The sequence below is a fragment of the Gallintestinimicrobium propionicum genome (genome assembly GCF_025567525.1).
In the GTDB taxonomy this organism is placed as follows: Bacteria; Bacillota; Clostridia; order Lachnospirales; family Lachnospiraceae; genus Gallintestinimicrobium; species Gallintestinimicrobium propionicum.
Window position 1 is genome coordinate 7,109 of record NZ_JAOQJY010000015.1, and the last position, 16,365, is coordinate 23,473.

The 16,365-nt window shown below is 50.9% G+C and carries 20 protein-coding genes; 19 read left to right on the top strand and 1 reads right to left on the bottom strand.

The features are described 5' to 3' along the window. Positions 1–616: pyroglutamyl-peptidase I (gene pcp, locus OCV62_RS11520; protein WP_262586821.1), on the bottom strand; the 616-nt coding region annotated here is incomplete at its 3' end. Positions 617–789: 173 nt separating this feature from the next. Here pcp and OCV62_RS11525 point away from each other — a divergent pair. From OCV62_RS11525 to OCV62_RS11615, 19 genes are all read left to right on the top strand, one after another. Continuing rightward, entirely contained in the window at positions 790–1,854 is a 1,065-nt protein-coding gene (locus tag OCV62_RS11525) for an L-threonylcarbamoyladenylate synthase (RefSeq protein ID WP_021914088.1), read from the top strand. Between the two features lie 109 nt (positions 1,855–1,963). Then, positions 1,964–2,401 carry a ribose 5-phosphate isomerase B gene (rpiB, locus tag OCV62_RS11530; protein ID WP_021914089.1) on the top strand — a complete coding sequence of 146 codons (438 nt, stop codon included), beginning with the start codon at positions 1,964–1,966 and terminating at the stop codon, positions 2,399–2,401. A gap of 42 nt (positions 2,402–2,443) precedes the next feature. Continuing rightward, a complete protein-coding gene (gene upp, locus OCV62_RS11535) occupies positions 2,444–3,073 on the top strand; it encodes a uracil phosphoribosyltransferase (RefSeq protein WP_117962714.1) in 630 nt (209 codons plus the stop codon). 25 nt (positions 3,074–3,098) lie between these two features. Then, entirely contained in the window at positions 3,099–3,578 is a 480-nt protein-coding gene (locus OCV62_RS11540; RefSeq protein WP_021914091.1) for a deoxycytidylate deaminase, read from the top strand. Then, positions 3,578–4,759: a cell wall hydrolase gene (locus OCV62_RS11545; protein ID WP_262586825.1), complete on the top strand. Its 1,182-nt coding sequence runs from the start codon at positions 3,578–3,580 to the stop codon at positions 4,757–4,759. The genes OCV62_RS11540 and OCV62_RS11545 overlap by 1 nt, the downstream gene beginning before the upstream one ends. A gap of 392 nt (positions 4,760–5,151) precedes the next feature. Next, entirely contained in the window at positions 5,152–5,394 is a 243-nt protein-coding gene (locus OCV62_RS11550) for an AtpZ/AtpI family protein (protein ID WP_262586827.1), read from the top strand. Then, positions 5,391–5,786, top strand: coding sequence for an ATP synthase subunit I (locus OCV62_RS11555; RefSeq protein WP_262586829.1), 396 nt, complete (start codon positions 5,391–5,393; stop codon positions 5,784–5,786). The genes OCV62_RS11550 and OCV62_RS11555 overlap by 4 nt, the downstream gene beginning before the upstream one ends. Positions 5,787–5,790: 4 nt before the next feature. Continuing rightward, a complete protein-coding gene (gene atpB / locus OCV62_RS11560) occupies positions 5,791–6,513 on the top strand; it encodes a F0F1 ATP synthase subunit A (protein ID WP_021914095.1) in 723 nt (240 codons plus the stop codon). Positions 6,514–6,560: 47 nt separating this feature from the next. Further along, the gene (atpE, locus tag OCV62_RS11565; RefSeq protein ID WP_021914096.1) at positions 6,561–6,815 is read left to right on the top strand and encodes an ATP synthase F0 subunit C; all 255 of its coding nucleotides are present in this window, start codon (positions 6,561–6,563) and stop codon (positions 6,813–6,815) included. A gap of 36 nt (positions 6,816–6,851) precedes the next feature. After that, positions 6,852–7,406, top strand: a complete 555-nt coding sequence (atpF, locus tag OCV62_RS11570; RefSeq protein WP_021914097.1) for a F0F1 ATP synthase subunit B — start codon at positions 6,852–6,854, stop codon at positions 7,404–7,406. Further along, positions 7,394–7,942 (top strand): ATP synthase F1 subunit delta, encoded by a 549-nt coding sequence (gene atpH / locus OCV62_RS11575; protein ID WP_021914098.1) that lies wholly within the window; start codon positions 7,394–7,396, stop codon positions 7,940–7,942. Before atpF ends, atpH begins: the two co-directional genes overlap by 13 nt. Positions 7,943–8,015: 73 nt before the next feature. Further along, entirely contained in the window at positions 8,016–9,518 is a 1,503-nt protein-coding gene (atpA, locus tag OCV62_RS11580; RefSeq protein WP_021914099.1) for a F0F1 ATP synthase subunit alpha, read from the top strand. Positions 9,519–9,543: 25 nt separating this feature from the next. Beyond that, positions 9,544–10,416 (top strand): ATP synthase F1 subunit gamma, encoded by an 873-nt coding sequence (gene atpG / locus OCV62_RS11585; RefSeq protein WP_117962706.1) that lies wholly within the window; start codon positions 9,544–9,546, stop codon positions 10,414–10,416. Between the two features lie 30 nt (positions 10,417–10,446). Next, positions 10,447–11,856 (top strand): F0F1 ATP synthase subunit beta, encoded by a 1,410-nt coding sequence (gene atpD, locus OCV62_RS11590; RefSeq protein WP_021914101.1) that lies wholly within the window; start codon positions 10,447–10,449, stop codon positions 11,854–11,856. A 7-nt stretch (positions 11,857–11,863) separates the two neighbouring features. Then, entirely contained in the window at positions 11,864–12,268 is a 405-nt protein-coding gene (gene atpC, locus OCV62_RS11595; protein ID WP_021914102.1) for an ATP synthase F1 subunit epsilon, read from the top strand. Positions 12,269–12,370: 102 nt separating this feature from the next. Continuing rightward, positions 12,371–13,312 carry an AAA family ATPase gene (locus OCV62_RS11600; RefSeq protein WP_262586834.1) on the top strand — a complete coding sequence of 314 codons (942 nt, stop codon included), beginning with the start codon at positions 12,371–12,373 and terminating at the stop codon, positions 13,310–13,312. A gap of 24 nt (positions 13,313–13,336) precedes the next feature. After that, entirely contained in the window at positions 13,337–14,476 is a 1,140-nt protein-coding gene (locus tag OCV62_RS11605; RefSeq protein WP_262586836.1) for a DUF58 domain-containing protein, read from the top strand. Continuing rightward, a complete protein-coding gene (locus tag OCV62_RS11610) occupies positions 14,473–15,789 on the top strand; it encodes a DUF4129 domain-containing protein (RefSeq protein WP_262586838.1) in 1,317 nt (438 codons plus the stop codon). Before OCV62_RS11605 ends, OCV62_RS11610 begins: the two co-directional genes overlap by 4 nt. A gap of 10 nt (positions 15,790–15,799) precedes the next feature. After that, positions 15,800–16,291 (top strand): hypothetical protein, encoded by a 492-nt coding sequence (locus OCV62_RS11615; protein WP_262586843.1) that lies wholly within the window; start codon positions 15,800–15,802, stop codon positions 16,289–16,291. The last annotated feature ends 74 nt before the right edge of the window (positions 16,292–16,365 follow it).

Genomic DNA, 16,365 nt, shown 5'->3' on the forward strand with positions numbered 1-16,365 from the left:
ATCTGCATTCTGCAATTGTCCCCACTGCAATCGTCAACGCCTGCACCATAAGTTCAAGACTCATACTGGGAGCATTGGAAACGGCGGCAGCAGCCTGATCGGGCAGATAGGGAACATGGATAAAACCGCAGCGTGCAGAGTTTCCTTTTTCTGCCTGCGAGCTTTCATATAACGCAGCATAGAGCAGGTTGTTGCATACATAAGTCCCGGCGGAGTAGGAGAGCGCAGCGGGAATCCCGGCTGCGCGGAGCCGATCTACGATCTGCCTGGTAGGAATCGTCGCAAAAAAGGCGTCAGGCGCGCTGTCAACAACCGGCTGGTCGTGCGGCTGGAAGCCTGCGTTATCGGGGGTGCGGGCGTCCCGCAGATTGATGGCGACGCGTTCGATCTGAATGGATGGGCTGCCGCCGAACTGTCCGACACAGAGGATGGCATTCGGCTGATGTGCGTCGATTGCATCCTTGAGCGCAGCAATGGAAGCTTCAAATTCGGTCGGGATTTCGCATTTGATGATATCTGCGCCTGCGATCGAATCGTCCAGAGCGCGGACGGCTTCCCAGGAGGGATTGATGGTTTCCCCGCCGAACGGAGTAAAACCGGTTACGAGAATTTTCATGAGTGTGGGATTCCTTTTCTGTAATTATTTTATTCATATTATAAATCCAACCGACCGGGTTTGCAAACCGCCGTGAAAGCGTCGCTGCAGGATTCCGTGTGCATTTGTTTGCATCCCTGTATCCTCTGTGCTATACTGTATACGGGTTTTTACGAGAAAACGAGGAAATTAACATGAAAACAATCGTAGTTACACTGGATAAAGAACATCCGGATGGGGAAGCGATTCTTCGGGCAGGCGAGATCATCAAAGCCGGCGGGCTGGTGGCGTTTCCGACAGAGACGGTCTACGGACTGGGCGGAGATGCGCTGAATCCGGAATCGTCACGGAAAATTTATGCGGCGAAGGGACGTCCGTCTGACAACCCGCTGATCGTGCACATTTGCCGGTGGGAAGATATTTACAAAATCGCGGATCCGGTTCCGGAAATCGCGCAGCGTCTGGCAGCGCGCTTTTGGCCGGGACCCCTGACGATGATTTTGAATAAAACCGCGCTTGTACCCAAAGAAACGACAGGCGGTCTGGATACGGTAGCGGTGCGGTTCCCGTCCGATTCCATTGCGCAGCGCTTTATCTGCGCGGCGGGGGGATTTGTTGCAGCGCCGAGCGCCAATACGTCCGGCAGACCGAGCCCGACGCTGGCGCAGTATGTAAAAGAGGACATGGACGGCAGGATCGAGATGATCTTAGACGGCGGCGAGGAAGTCGGCATTGGTCTGGAATCTACGATCGTAGACCTGACTGGAGACATTCCGATGATCCTGCGCCCGGGTTATGTGACGCAAAAGATGCTGGAAGAGGTTGCAAATCAGGTGGACGTTGACAAGACGATTTTGGATGCAAACTGCCATTTAAGACCTAAGGCACCCGGAATGCGTTACCGTCACTATGCACCGAAGGGAGACCTGACCATTATCGAGGGTGCGCAGGACGCGGTGAAGGAAGCCATCTGTGAAAAAAGCCGTCAGGCAACGGCAGACGGGCACCGCGTGGGTATCATCGCAACGGACGAGACAATGGAAGCCTACCGTCAAAACAGCAATGCGGCGAGTATCAAAAGCGTTGGGAGCCGTCTGGACGAAGCAGCGGTCGGCAGAAGCCTTTACCGGATTCTGCGGGAATTCGACGATGAAAATCTGGACATCCTGTTTTCGGAATCTTTTGCGGAAAGTGGCTTTGGACAGGCAATTATGAACCGGCTGCTAAAGGCGGCAGGTCATCATGTAGAACAGGTATGAGGAGGAAGATTGAAAAATAAAATTTTTCAATCTCGAGATTTGTGTCTGCGCGCACTTGACACAAACTCGGCATGCGCAAAAAGCGTGCGCAGAAATGGGAGGAAGAAAAATGATAGCATTGGCAAGTGACCACGGTGGATATGAACTGAAACAGAAGGTGATCGGATATCTGGAGGCAAATGGCTATACGTGCCATGATTTCGGCTGCTACAGTCTGGAATCCTGTGATTATCCGGAGTTTGGACGTGCTGCAGCAGAAGCAGTTGCAAAGGGCGAATGTGAAAAGGGAATCGTCATCTGTACAACCGGTATTGGTATTTCGATCGTTGCCAACAAGGTTCCCGGTATCCGCTGCGGACTTTGCGCAGACACCTATTCCGCAAAAATGACAAGAGAGCATAACGATGCAAATATGCTGGCAATGGGCGCTGGAATTGTCGGACCGAACCTGGCTCTGTCAATCGTAGAGACGTTTTTAAATACACCATTTTCCGGCGATGAAAAGCATGTCAGAAGAATCAATAAGATTGAAGAAGAAGTAAAATAATGGTATGATGTTGGGAACATAAAACGAAGGAGGACAATGAAAATGTCAAAGGTAATGGTAATGGATCATCCCCTGATCCAGCACAAGATCGGTCTGATCCGCAAAAAGGAAACGGGTACAAAGGATTTCAGAGAGACGATCAGCGAAATCGCAATGATGATCTGCTATGAAGCGACCAGACATCTGGAACTGGCAGATGTGCAGATTGAGACTCCCATCTGCAGCACAACAGTAAAAGAGATCAAAGGACGTAAAATGGCCATTGTTCCGATCCTGCGTGCAGGACTGGGTATGGTAGATGGTGCGCTCAAAATGATCCCGGCAGCAAAGATCGGTCATATCGGCCTGTACCGCGACCCTGAGACATTAAAGCCTGTAGAATATTACTGTAAGCTTCCGGCTGACTGCGCAGAAAGAGAAGTTTTCGTTGTTGACCCGATGCTGGCAACCGGCGGCTCTTCCGTAGCAGCAATTCGCATGCTGAAAGAAAAAGGCTGTAAGAAGATCCATTTTCTGTGTATCATTGCAGCTCCTGAGGGCGTAAAGGCAATGCAGGAAGCACATCCTGACGTAGACGTTTATATTGGCGCACTGGATGAGCACTTAAACGAGCACGGCTATATCGTACCCGGTCTGGGCGATGCCGGCGACAGAATTTTTGGCACCAAATAAAACCGGATTTTTATAAGGAGGGTGTATGAAGCGGGAGGATTATATTTCCTGGGATGAATATTTTATGGGAGTAGCCAAGCTCGCGGGAATGCGCTCCAAAGATCCCGGTACGCAGGTCGGGGCATGTATTGTGGGGCAGGACAACAAAATCCTTTCCATGGGGTATAACGGCTTTCCGATCGGCTGCTCTGATGATGAATTTCCCTGGGAGCGGGAGGGGGATACGTTAAAGACGAAGTATCCTTATGTGACGCACAGCGAGCTGAATGCCATTCTAAACTACCGCGGCGGAAGCCTGGCTGGGGCGAAACTCTATGTGACGCTTTTTCCCTGTAATGAATGCGCAAAAGCGATCATCCAGAGCGGAATCCGGGAAGTGATTTACGATTGTGACAAGTATGCGGAAACCCCGTCTGTCCGGGCATCCAAGCGGATGTTTCGGGCAGCGGGCGTGGCGTACAGACCTTACAGCAGAAGCGGACGGACCGTAAAGATGGAGCTTTGATGAGAGGGACAAAACGGGGATTCCGAAGAACAATTGCCAGCCTGCTTGTTTTTTCTCTCTGTATCGCTGCAGTTCCAGCGCTGCCGGCAAGGGCGGACAATAAGATCAATGAGCTGCAGAATCAGATCAAGGAAGAACAGAAAAAACAGAACGATACGAAGGACCAGAAAAAACAGACGGAAAACAATATCAATTCCCTGAACAATGTAAAAACCTCCCTGCAGGGGGAGTTAAACGGTCTGACGGATGACCTGACGCAGATCAGCAGCCGGCTGGAAGAAATCGAACAGAATATTATCGACAAGAACCAGGAAATTTCCGATACGCAGGAAAAGCTGGAGCAGGCGAAGGAGACGGAGAGCAGCCAGTATGCGGCGATGAAGCAGCGGCTGCGTTATCTTTACCGTGACAATAACCGCACGTATTATGAGATTTTATTCAGTGCGATGACGTTTTCTGAACTGCTGAACCAGAGTATTTATGTGGAAAAGCTCCATGAGTACGACCACAGGATGCTTTTGAACTACAAAGCGCAGCGGGAAGCGATTGAAGAGATGGAGGCGAAGCTGGAGGAGGAAAAGGCGCAGTTAGATGATCTGCAGGCTCAGGCAAAGGAGCAGCAGGCGAGTATCATGACGAGCGTCAACAACACCAAAAACAGCATCAGCGCCTACAGCGGACAGATTGCGGAAGCACAGGCCCAGGCGGACGCCCTTGGCAATCAGATTGCAGAGCAGGACAAAAATATTGCAGCCCTCAAAAAACAGCTGCAGGAGGAAATCGCAAAATCCCGTCTTGCTGCGAAATCGGCATGGAGGGACATTTCCGAGGTGAGCTTTGCAGAGGGTGACCGGTATCTTCTGGCAAACCTGATCTACTGCGAAGCGGGCAACCAGCCCTATGCAGGGCAGGTTGCAGTCGGGGCGGTGGTCATCAACCGTGTGCTGAGCTCGGTCTATCCGAACACAGTATCCGGCGTAATTTACCAATATAAGCAGTTTGCACCGGTTCTGGACGGACATCTGGCGATTGCACTTGCAAACGACAGCGCGACGGCGGCATGTTATAAGGCAGCAGATGAAGCGATGTCCGGCTATACAAACGTCGGACGCTGCGTATATTTCAGAACGCCGATTGAAGGTCTGACCGGCATGCAGATTGGCGGGCATATTTTCTACTAAAAGCGGCTGAAATTGCAGATGGTCAGCAGACGGTAATTGAAAGCTCTGTGCTGTTTATGCAGCTGCTATGGAATCTAAAATTTTTATAAACAGACAGATGACAGGATATGTTTGAAAATCTGTCAAAAACAGCAGGAATTTCTGCAGATTTCACAACTGCAAAAATCCTGCTGTTTTTTCATGCCTGCTTATTGCATAAAATGGACGGAAAAACGCGCGAAAACGTCGGGGAAAATGCCAGAAACTATTAAGACAATGACAAGAAAACAGGTGGACAAGAAAGCGTAAAATGGGTATAATGGTAGACAGGGATTTCTCCAAAATGGCAGCTTAAAAAGAGCCAGGCAGAGCGAAAATCTCTTAAAAAACCGGTGCATGGCAGGAGGATTTTTGTGGCAAAGCACTCCTTTAACAAAACTGTCTGGCAGTGTCTGACGCTGATTTCACAGTTCGGAATTATGATGCTTGTTCCCACGGGCATGATGTTCGCCCTCGGCTACTGGCTGGATGGCAGGCTCGGGACGCAGTTTTTTGCAATTGTGCTGTTTTTTGTTGGCGTTTTGGCGGGATTTGGGAATATTTATCGGCTGGCGCGGCAAATTTATCAGAAGAAGGACAAAAAGGACAGGAAATGAGAAATTTTTTCAAAAAGATCGATGAAACCGTCCGGGAGATGTGGCTCGGCACTTTTTTGTGGGGATGTCTGTGCGAGCTGGTGTCCGTCTGGTGGGTAAAGGACAGGCTGTACAGCGGTCTTGGCATCCTGATCGGGATGCTGCTTGCCATGGCAGGAATCTGGCACATGTGGAAGGTGCTGGATACAGCGCTGGAGCTCGGGGACGGCGCACAGAAATATGCGGTGTCGAAGAATCTTCTCCGGTATGCTGTGGTTTTGGTCGTGTTTGCAGTCCTGATGCTGACACATTTTGCAGACCCTCTAGCGGCGTTTGCAGGTTTGATGGGAATGAAAGCTTCGGCTTATCTGCAGCCTTTTATACGCGGATACAAAGAAAAGAAGAGGAGGTGAGACGATGACGAATGGTATTTTGCTAAATGGTTCGGCTGACATTGATTTTATGATTCACGGCGTCTTTCCCTATCAGTTTTTCGGACAGACGGTGTGGATTACCACAACCCATATCTGTCTCCTGATCGTACTTTTGCTGATCCTTGCGTTTGCGATTGCGGCAAACCGGGCGATGAAGCATGCTTCTGAAGTACCGGGATTTTTCCAGAACATCGTGGAGCTTGTGGTGGAAAAGCTGGACGGCATGGTAAAAATGGTTATGGGAAAGAATGCGGCGAAGTTCGCAAACTATATTGGAACCATATTCATTTTTATCCTGATCAGCAACTTTTCCGGTCTGCTGGGGTTACGTCCGCCGACGGCGGATTACGGCGTTACCCTGCCGCTCGGTCTGGCAACCTTTACGCTGATTCATTACAACAAGCTGAAGCATAAGAAGTTAAAGGGAGCGCTGGCAGAGCTGTGCGATCCGTGGCCAATCTGGGCGCCGATCAATATTATCGGTTATATTGCAGTTCCGGTTTCGCTGTCTTTGCGTCTGTTTGCCAATGTGCTTTCCGGCGTTGTTATGATGGCGCTGGTATACGGACTTCTGCGGGTGATCGCAATCGGCTGGCCTGCAGTGCTGCATGTGTACTTCGATCTGTTTTCGGGAGCAATTCAGACCTACGTGTTCTGTATGCTGACGATGACATACCTTTCTGATGCCATCGGAGAGGAAGGATAAACGAAAATACCAAAACTGTAACACAACAGAAGAATGGAGGATTTATCATGGAATTCAATGAAAACTTTATCTTAGGCTGTTCTGCAATCGGCGCAGGTCTGGCGGTTATCGCCGGTATCGGACCTGGTGTAGGTCAGGGTATCGCAGCTGGTCACGCTGCTGCTGCAGTTGGCAGAAACCCGGGTGCAAAATCCGATATCACCTCGACCATGCTGCTTGGTCAGGCGGTTGCCGAGACAACCGGTCTGTATGGTCTGCTGATTGCGATGCTGCTGCTGTTTGTAAAACCTCTGCTTCCCTGATAAGAGAATATTTCAAGAAGGAAGGAGGAGGGAAGAGTGCATAATTTAAACGCAGTATTGCTTGCAGCAGAAATGGAGCCCAGACTGTTTGATCTGGATTTCCAGCTGCTTGCGGATTCCCTGCTTACGATCATCGCTGTATTCGTGCTGTTTATTGCATTGTCCTATCTGCTCTTTAATCCTGCCCGCAAATTTATGCAGGACAGACAGAATAAGATCGCAGGGGAACTGGATCATGCAAAGACAGCCCAGGAGGACGCCGAAAAGCTGAAAGCAGATTACGAAGCCAGACTTGCCAATGTGGACAAAGAGGCGGATGAGATCTTGAGCGCAGCAAGAGCGAAAGCACTGGCGAATGAAGCGGACATTGTGGCGAAGGCGCGGGAGGAAGCCTCTCGTATTATTGCCCATGCGCATGTGGAAGCCGAACTGGAAAAGAAAAAAGCGGCGGATGAAATTAAGCAGGAGATGGTTGGTCTGGCAATGGATGCGGCTGGCAAGTTTGTCAGAGTTTCCATGGATGACAGAACCAAGAACGCTCTGATTGAAGAGACTCTTGCAGAAATAGGAGAAAATACATGGCTAAGCTAGTGTCACAGGTCTATGCGGAAGCACTGTTTGGCCTGGGCGTAGAGAATGGTCTGCTGGATACGCTTCTGGAGGAGCTAAACGGCATGTGTGAAATTTTAGGGAAAAATCCCCAATTTGTGACACTGCTTGGACATCCGGAGCTGGATCAGAAGGAAAAAACAGCGGTCTTTGACCGGGTATTTGACGGTAAAATCAGCAAAGAACTGAACGGATTTTGCCATCTTCTTCTGGAAAAAGGCAGATTTGGCGAGCTGTTTGCGATCCGTGAGGATTACGAACGCCGCTGTCTGGCTTATCATAAAATCGGAGTCGTGTATGTAACCAGTGCAGAAGAACTTTCGGATACTCAGAAGGAGAACATCCGTCAGAAACTTTTGGCTACGACTGACTTTGTATCGCTGCAGATTCATTATCAGGTGGATGCTGCGCTGATCGGCGGACTCAAGATCCAGATCGGCGACCGTGTTGTAGACAGCAGCATCCAGAACAGGCTGAAACGGATGAAAGACAGCCTGATGCGTGTGTCTTTATCCTGAAGCGGACTTACGCAGCAGAAAGAATAACGGGAAGGAAAATCTGTTCCCGTATCCTAGGAAGGGAGTAAAATCCATGAATTTAAGACCTGAGGAAATCAGTTCTGTTATTAAAGAACAGATTGAGCGATATGCCTCCAGGCTGGAAGTATCGGATGTCGGTACCGTTATCTGGGTAGCGGACGGCATTGCCAGAATCCATGGACTGGAGAATGCGATGCAGGGTGAGCTGCTGGCATTCCCCAATGATGTATTCGGCATGGTGCTGAATCTGGAGGAGGACAACGTAGGTGCTGTACTGCTTGGTGCGGGCAGCATCAGTGAGGGTGATCAGGTCCGGACAACAGGACATGTAGTTGAGGTTCCGGCGGGCGATGCGCTGCTGGGACGTGTTGTAAATGCGCTGGGTCAGCCTATCGATGGCAAGGGACCCGTGCAGACGGATGCCTACCGCAAAATCGAGCGTGTGGCAAGCGGCGTTATTACCCGTAAATCCGTAGATACCCCTCTTCAGACCGGAATCAAGGCAATCGATTCCATGGTTCCGATCGGACGCGGACAGCGTGAGCTGATTATCGGCGACAGACAGACAGGTAAAACCGCAATTGCCATCGACACCATCATCAACCAGAAGGGCCAGGGCGTAAAGTGTATTTATGTCGCCATCGGCCAGAAGGCTTCTACCGTAGCTTCCATCGTAAATACGCTGGAGGAGTACGGCGCTATGGCATATACGACTGTCGTAGCTTCCACTGCAAGTGAGCTTGCTCCGCTGCAGTACATCGCACCGTATGCAGGCTGTGCAATGGGTGAAGAATGGATGGAAAAGGGAGAAGATGTGCTGGTCGTTTATGACGATTTAAGTAAGCATGCGGCTGCATACCGTACACTCTCCCTGCTGTTAAAGCGTCCGCCTGGCCGTGAGGCTTATCCTGGTGATGTCTTCTATCTGCATTCCAGACTTCTGGAGCGTGCAGCAAGAATGAATGACGAGCATGGCGGCGGTTCCCTGACTGCATTGCCGATCATTGAGACACAGGCAGGAGATGTTTCTGCATACATCCCGACCAACGTTATTTCTATTACGGATGGTCAGATTTATCTGGAAACGGAAATGTTCCATGAGGGCTTCCGTCCTGCAGTCAACGCCGGTCTGTCCGTATCCCGTGTAGGCGGTTCTGCACAGATCAAGGCGATGAAGAAGATTGCAGCGCCGATCCGTGTCGAGCTGGCACAGTACCGTGAGCTGGCGGCCTTCTCCCAGTTTGGTTCCGAGCTGGATGCTGATACCCGCGAAAAGCTGGCACAGGGCGAGAGAATCCGGGAGGTATTAAAGCAGCCTCAGTATCAGCCCATGCCGGTAGAATACCAGGTTATCACGCTGTATGTGGCAACCGGAAAATATCTGCTGGATGTAGAGGTTGACCAGATTACCCGGTTCGAACAGGAATTTTTCACATTCCTCGATAAGAAATATCCGGAAGTTCCAAAGGCGATCCGCACCGAGAAAGTGATTTCTGACGAGACGGATGCACTTCTGAAAAAGGCGATCACAGAGTTTAAGGCAGAATTCAAATAGGATGGAGAAGGGCAGGTGACAGGACATGGCTTCCATGAGAGACATTAAGAGAAGAAGAAGCAGTATCCAGAGCACCGGACAGATCACCAGGGCAATGAAGCTGGTTGCCACCGTCAAGCTGCAGAAGGCACGGGAAAAGGCGGAGCATACCAGACCTTATTCCGATGGGGTTTATCAGACCATGCAGTCCATCCTGGAGCGTTCTGCCGGGATCAGCCATCCGTATCTGCAGGGCGGGGATAACCCGCGCAAGGCAGTGATCGTGATGACATCCAACCGCGGACTTGCGGGCGGCTATAATGCGAATGTGGTCAAGCTGATCACACAGGGAAATTTTGACCTGAAGGAGCTTGACATTTATGCTGTCGGCAAAAAGGGCAAGGACGCGCTGCAGCGTGCAGGCTGCAAGATCAGCCTGGACTGCTCGGATATCTGCGAGGAACCTACCTATGCGGATGCGGCTGCTTTGGGCAGACGCGTTCTGACAAGCTTTGCACAGGGCGAGGTAGGCGAAATCTGGCTGGCCTATACTTCTTTTATCAATACAGTTGTGCATGAACCCAGGCTGATCCGTCTGCTTCCGGTTTCGAAAGAGGACGTGGATGAAAAGGTGGAACGGGAGGGTTCTGCAGGCTTAAAGCTTCAGATGAACTTTGAAGCGGAGGAAGAAAGCATTCTGGAAATGCTGATTCCCAAATATATGATCAGTATGATTTACGGCGGACTGCTGGAAGCAGCTGCCAGTGAAAACGGCGCGCGGATGCAGGCGATGGATTCTGCAACGGGCAATGCTGAGGAAATGCTGGAAGATCTGACGCTGCTGTACAACAGAGCGCGTCAGGGCGCGATCACCCAGGAGCTGACCGAAATTATCAGCGGTGCTGCGGCGATCGGCTAGCCGGCAGAATAGGAAACAAGGAGACAGTTTATGGCAGCAGAAAAAATTGGAAGGATCACACAGGTCATCGGTGCCGTACTGGATATTCGCTTCCAGGCGGGTGAGCTTCCGCTGATCAATGAGGCGATCCGGATTAAGCGTGAGGACGGCGGCGAGCTGGTTGCCGAAGTTTCCCAGCATCTGGGAGACGATACGGTAAGATGTATTGCCATGGGTTCGACAGACGGTCTGCGCAGAGGAATGGAAGCAATCGCAACCGGCGCTGCGATCAGTGTTCCGGTGGGAGAAAATACTCTGGGACGCATGTTCAACGTACTGGGTCAGCCGATTGACGAAAAACCGATGCCGGAGGGCGTCAGCTTTGAGCCGATTCACCGTAGCGCACCGAAATTTGAGGATCAGTCGACAAAAGCGGAAATGCTGGAAACCGGTATTAAAGTCGTTGACCTGCTTTGCCCCTATCAGAAGGGTGGTAAGACCGGTCTGTTCGGCGGCGCCGGCGTAGGCAAAACCGTACTGATTCAGGAGCTGATCCGTAATATTGCAACAGAGCACGGCGGCTACTCTGTATTTACCGGTGTAGGCGAGCGTACCAGAGAAGGCAATGACCTGTATTATGAAATGAAAGAATCCGGGGTTATCGATAAGACAACCATGGTATTCGGACAGATGAATGAGCCCCCCGGGGCAAGAATGCGCGTCGGCCTGACCGGTCTGACAATGGCAGAATATTTCCGTGATCAGGGCGGTAAGGATGTGCTGTTGTTTATTGATAATATTTTCCGTTTCACCCAGGCAGGTTCGGAGGTATCCGCTCTGCTGGGACGTATGCCCTCTGCGGTAGGGTATCAGCCTACACTGCAGACGGAAATGGGCGCTCTGCAGGAGCGTATCACATCCACCAAGAATGGTTCCATCACATCGGTTCAGGCAGTATATGTGCCTGCGGATGACCTGACGGACCCTGCACCGGCAACGACATTTGCTCATCTGGATGCGACAACAGTGCTTTCCCGTTCCATTGTAGAGCTGGGTATTTATCCTGCGGTTGATCCGCTGGAGTCTACCTCCCGCATTCTGGATCCCAGAATCGTCGGTGAGGAGCATTATCGTGTAGCCAGAGGCGTACAGGAGATTCTGCAGAAGTATAAAGAGCTGCAGGATATCATTGCGATCCTCGGTATGGACGAGCTTTCCGAAGAGGATAAGCTGGTTGTATCCAGAGCGCGTAAAGTACAGCGTTTCCTGTCTCAGCCTTTCTTTGTAGCTGGACAGTTTACCGGTCTGCCGGGCAAATATGTGCCGATTTCGGAGACCATCCGCAGCTTTTCCGAAATTCTGGAAGGCAAGCATGATGATATTCCGGAGAGCTACTTCCTGAATGCAGGAAGCATCGATGACGTGCTGGCGCGGGTACAGGAAAAATCCGCAGAGAAATGAGGTCGGCATGGCAGAGGAAAAAACCTTTCTGATCAAAATCATCACGCCGGAGCGTGTGTTCTATGAGGGAACAGCGATCATGGCAGAATTTAATACTTCGGAGGGAGAGATCGGTGTTTACGCCGGTCATATCCCCCTGACGGTAATTTTAAAGCCCGGTGTTTTGACCCTGACGGAAGAGTCTGGGAAGAAAAAGGCCGCGCTTCACACCGGTTTTGCAGAGATTTTGCCGGATCAGATTTCGATTCTGGCAGAAGCGGCAGAGTGGCCCGGTGAGATCGATATCAAAAGAGCAGAGGCTGCCCAGAAGAGGGCAGAAGAAAGACTGCAGGCCCATAACCCCGATACGGATATGGCGCGTGCGGAGACAGCTCTTTTACGAGCCGTTGCAAGAATTGAGGCGCTGCGTTGACAGCGCCTCTTTTTCCTAAAATAATATTGAAAAAAGCGGAAGCAGCTTAAAAATAGCTGCAAAACGAAAGAATAGATGGATGCAGCCTGTGGGAGGAAGATCATGCAGAAAAGAATTTTGGACATTTTGCAAAATACGCAGAAGGTAATTATCGGAAAAGAACGGGTGACGAAGCTGCTGCTGACTGCTTTGCTGGCGGATGGACATGTGCTTTTGGAGGACGTGCCCGGAACAGGGAAAACAAGACTTGCCAAAGCACTGGCTGCCAGTCTTGGAATTGAATTCGGAAGAATTCAGTTTACACCGGATATGCTTCCGGCGGATATCACAGGCTTACATATTTATGACAGAGAGAGCGGGAAATTTGTGCTGAACAAAGGACCTGTTTTTACTAATATTTTATTGGCAGACGAGATCAACCGCGCGACGCCTCGGACACAGGCGGGTCTTCTGGAGTGTATGGAGGAGCGTCAGGTCACTATCGACGGAAAAACACAGAAATTAGAGCCGCCGTTTTTCGTAGTGGCGACAGAAAATCCGGTGGAGACTGCAGGAACCTTCCCTCTTCCGGAAGCGCAGATGGACAGATTTCTGATGAAGCTGTCCATGGGGCTGCCTACGAGAGAAGAAGAGGTGCAGATCCTGGATACGTATATGGCGGAGGATCCGTTAAAGAAGCTGACAGCGGTGATAGATCAGGAGACCCTTGAGAGAATGCAGAAGGAAGCGATGGAGGTGTATGTGCACCCGACAGTGCGAGGCTATCTGGCGGATCTGTCAGCGGCAACGAGAAGCAGCGACCAGACTGTGATGGGTGTCAGTCCCAGAGGAACGATCGCGCTGATGCGTGCCTCCAGGGCGTGGGCATATCTGGAAGGCAGAAGCTTTGTGACACCGGATGATGTCAAAGCGGTGGCCGGACCGGTCATGGCACACCGCGTGGTGCTTTCCTATGGACAGAATCGTTATGCAGATGCGTTGCGTCTGATAGAGGAAATTTTAAACACTGTGCCGGCTCCGACAGAAGATTTTTCGATCGCATAAGCGTATCAGAAAGGGCATAACGGTATGGTTATAATATGGATAATTCTGGGAGCCCTGCTGCTGTGGGAGATTCAGTCTGTATGGTATGCAAAGCACTGGGATGAGGAGCTGTTTGTATCCCTGGCCTTTTCCCGTAAAAGTACAGTGCGCGGGGAGAGCTGTGAGCTTTTGGAAACGATTGAAAACAGGAAACTTTTGCCGTTGCCTGTCCTGAAAGTAAAATTTCAGGTGTCGAGGCAATTGGCATTTGAGGACGCCGGAACGGAGAGCAGTGTAACGGATCAATATTACCGGAATGATGTTTTTTCGGTGCGTCCCTATACCAGGCACATCAGAAGTCTGCGGTTTACCTGTAAAAAAAGAGGATTTTACCGGATCAACGGCCTGGACGTTGTGGCGGGAGATCTGTTTTTGACCCATGAGCTGCCCAAAAGCCTGCCGGTGGATTCCCAGCTGTATGTCTACCCCAGACCATTTCGGGGAATGGATTTTAACGGCGCGCTGCGGCAGTTGAACGGCGAGGTTGCGACGAAACGGCATTTGCAGGAGGATCCTTTTGAATATCTGGGGATCCGGGAATATACGCCGCGGGATACGCTGCGGGATGTAAACTGGAAAGCGACCGCAAGAAGCGGGGAATTAAAGGTCAATCAAAAGGGCTGCACCGCCCAGCGCTCTGTCCGGCTGGTGGTAAATCTGGAGGATGGTGCGATTTTACGTCAGGAGGATCTGCTGGAAGCTTCGATTGAAATGGCGGCAGCGGCAGCGGAGCTGTTTATCGGACAGGGCATCAGAACCTCTCTGGAAACCAACGGACCGGATCTTCTGACAAAAGAGGCGGTCTGCCTGAAAGCATCCTGCGGCGCAGGCCATCTGGACAGCATTTTACGTGGACTGGCCCGGATAGACTTGGAGAAGCCGGCACCTTCCTTTGAACCGATCCGGGAGCGGCTGGAAGAAATGGAAGACAGGGAAAGCCTTTGTACGATTTTCTTTTCTGCGGATGCACGACCGGAATTTCAGCAGCTGCTGGAAAAATTCAGGAAAGAAAAACGAGAATTTATCTGGTTCTGTCCGGTAAACCGTATAATCCGGCCGGAAATAAATGCCGGTATCCGCCCTTATACCCGTTTGATTGATGTGGAAGAAGGAGGGCGGTTATGAAACAGAATCTGCAAAGAACCTCGGAGTGGATTGAACTCTTTTTAAATTATGCAGTGGTTTTTGGCATCGAAATTGCACTCAATGCACTGATCGGGGATCGTGTGCCGGTGAGGGTGTGGCTGACTGCAGCCCTGTACCCTGTCTGCTTTTATCTGTTCCGTAAAAAGCTGAAGCATTTCTGGGTATTCTTTCTATTGCATCCGGCAGTCGTTGTGTTTGCAACGCTGATGGTAAAGAGCTGGCCGGTAGGTGCAGTTGCGATTGCGGTGCTTGGTGTATTTTATGGTCTGCATTCCATCCGCCTTCGAGTGCATCAGGTGATACGGGAACGGGAGTTCCCGCTGCCTGCAGCGGCAGTGGTGGTGATCGCAGCATTTTTGGTCTGCAGCTATAAGCAGTCCCAGACGGATTGTATGCTTGTTTTGGGAAGCTTTTTTGTATGGCTGCCCGGAATACTGATCAAGCGCTATGCGGACAATTATCTTTCTTATGTAAAAATAAATGCGGGCAGTGCCGGTGTGATTCCGGAAAAAAATATTTTCCGGACGGGAATTATTGTTGTGGCACTGTATTCCGTAGTCTGTGTCGCCCTGCTGATTGTGTGCTGTACGACACCTCTTGTGGATAAGCTGACCGAAGGTGCCATATGGCTGGGGAAAATACTTCGATGGTTGATCGTATGGCTGCTGACAATGCTTTCCGGAGAACCGGAGAAGGCTGTTGAGCAGGCAACAGTGAGTGTGCCGGAAATGGAAATGGGCTGGGGAGAGTTCGAGGAGGTCCGCCCCACACCGGTTTGGATAGAAGTGCTTGGAAAGCTTGTTTTCTGGTCAATTGTGGTGGCATTGATCGTCGCAGCGCTTGTGAGCATTGTCCTTTTGTTCCGCTGGATGATCAAAAGCTTCTATCAGACTGACAGGGGACGTAAGGAGACTCTCGAAGCTGGCGTAGAAGAAAAAACGGAGTCCATCGCCTATAGGGAGAAACGGAAAAGAGCACAGCTTTTTATCGGGATAGAGCCATCTGCGAAGATCCGGCGGGCCTATAAAAAGACCATAGAAGGCGCTTTTGGCAGGCGGCAAAAGAAAAAGGAACAGGAAAGGAAAGAGGCAGTGTGGCTGGGGTTGGCAAACAGCTTGACTGCGCAGGAGCTGACCCGGCAGGCATGGGGGGACACCGGACATGAAGACTGGGAGCAGCTGACGGAGTTGTATGAGCAGGCGCGCTATGGCGGCACAGAACCGGAGCGGGAGCAGGCGCGGGCGGCTGTAAAACTTTCCGGGAAGATTCTGCATATGATAAAGAAAAAATAACAGCTGGGGGATGCAGATGAACTATTACCCCAAAATACTTCCCTTTTATATGACCTATCCGATGCCTCTGATATGGGAGGAAGAGGATACGGTCATGCGCGACCTGGAATATCTGCAGGAGCTTTATCCGAGGCAGGCAAAAAAGTACCGTAAACGGATCGAAGAGCTGCTGGAACGGTTTGACAGTGAAGGCAGCGTCCTTTATGATGAATATCCGGACAGAATGACCCTGTATAAAATGGCGCAGGACATTTATGCGGTGCTGGAGCAGGAGGAAAAACGCGAGCAGGCAGAGGCTGCGGCAGTGGCGGCCGCGCCTGCGGACGGTGGAGAAGTGAGCACGACAGGCGATCGTATATCTGCAGGCGCTGCGATGAACACTGCGGTCAGAACAGCGGAGACTGCGCCGCTGCTTGGCCCTGAAAGCATGGAGCTGATTCAGGTTCTGCTCTACGGAGAAATTTTCAGACGCAGGCAGAAAAAGGGCTTTCGGAAATTTTAAGTTGTACAGAAGAGAATAAAGCTTTACAATAGAGCCGGAAGAAGATAATATGCTTCTTCCGGTTTTATTATCGT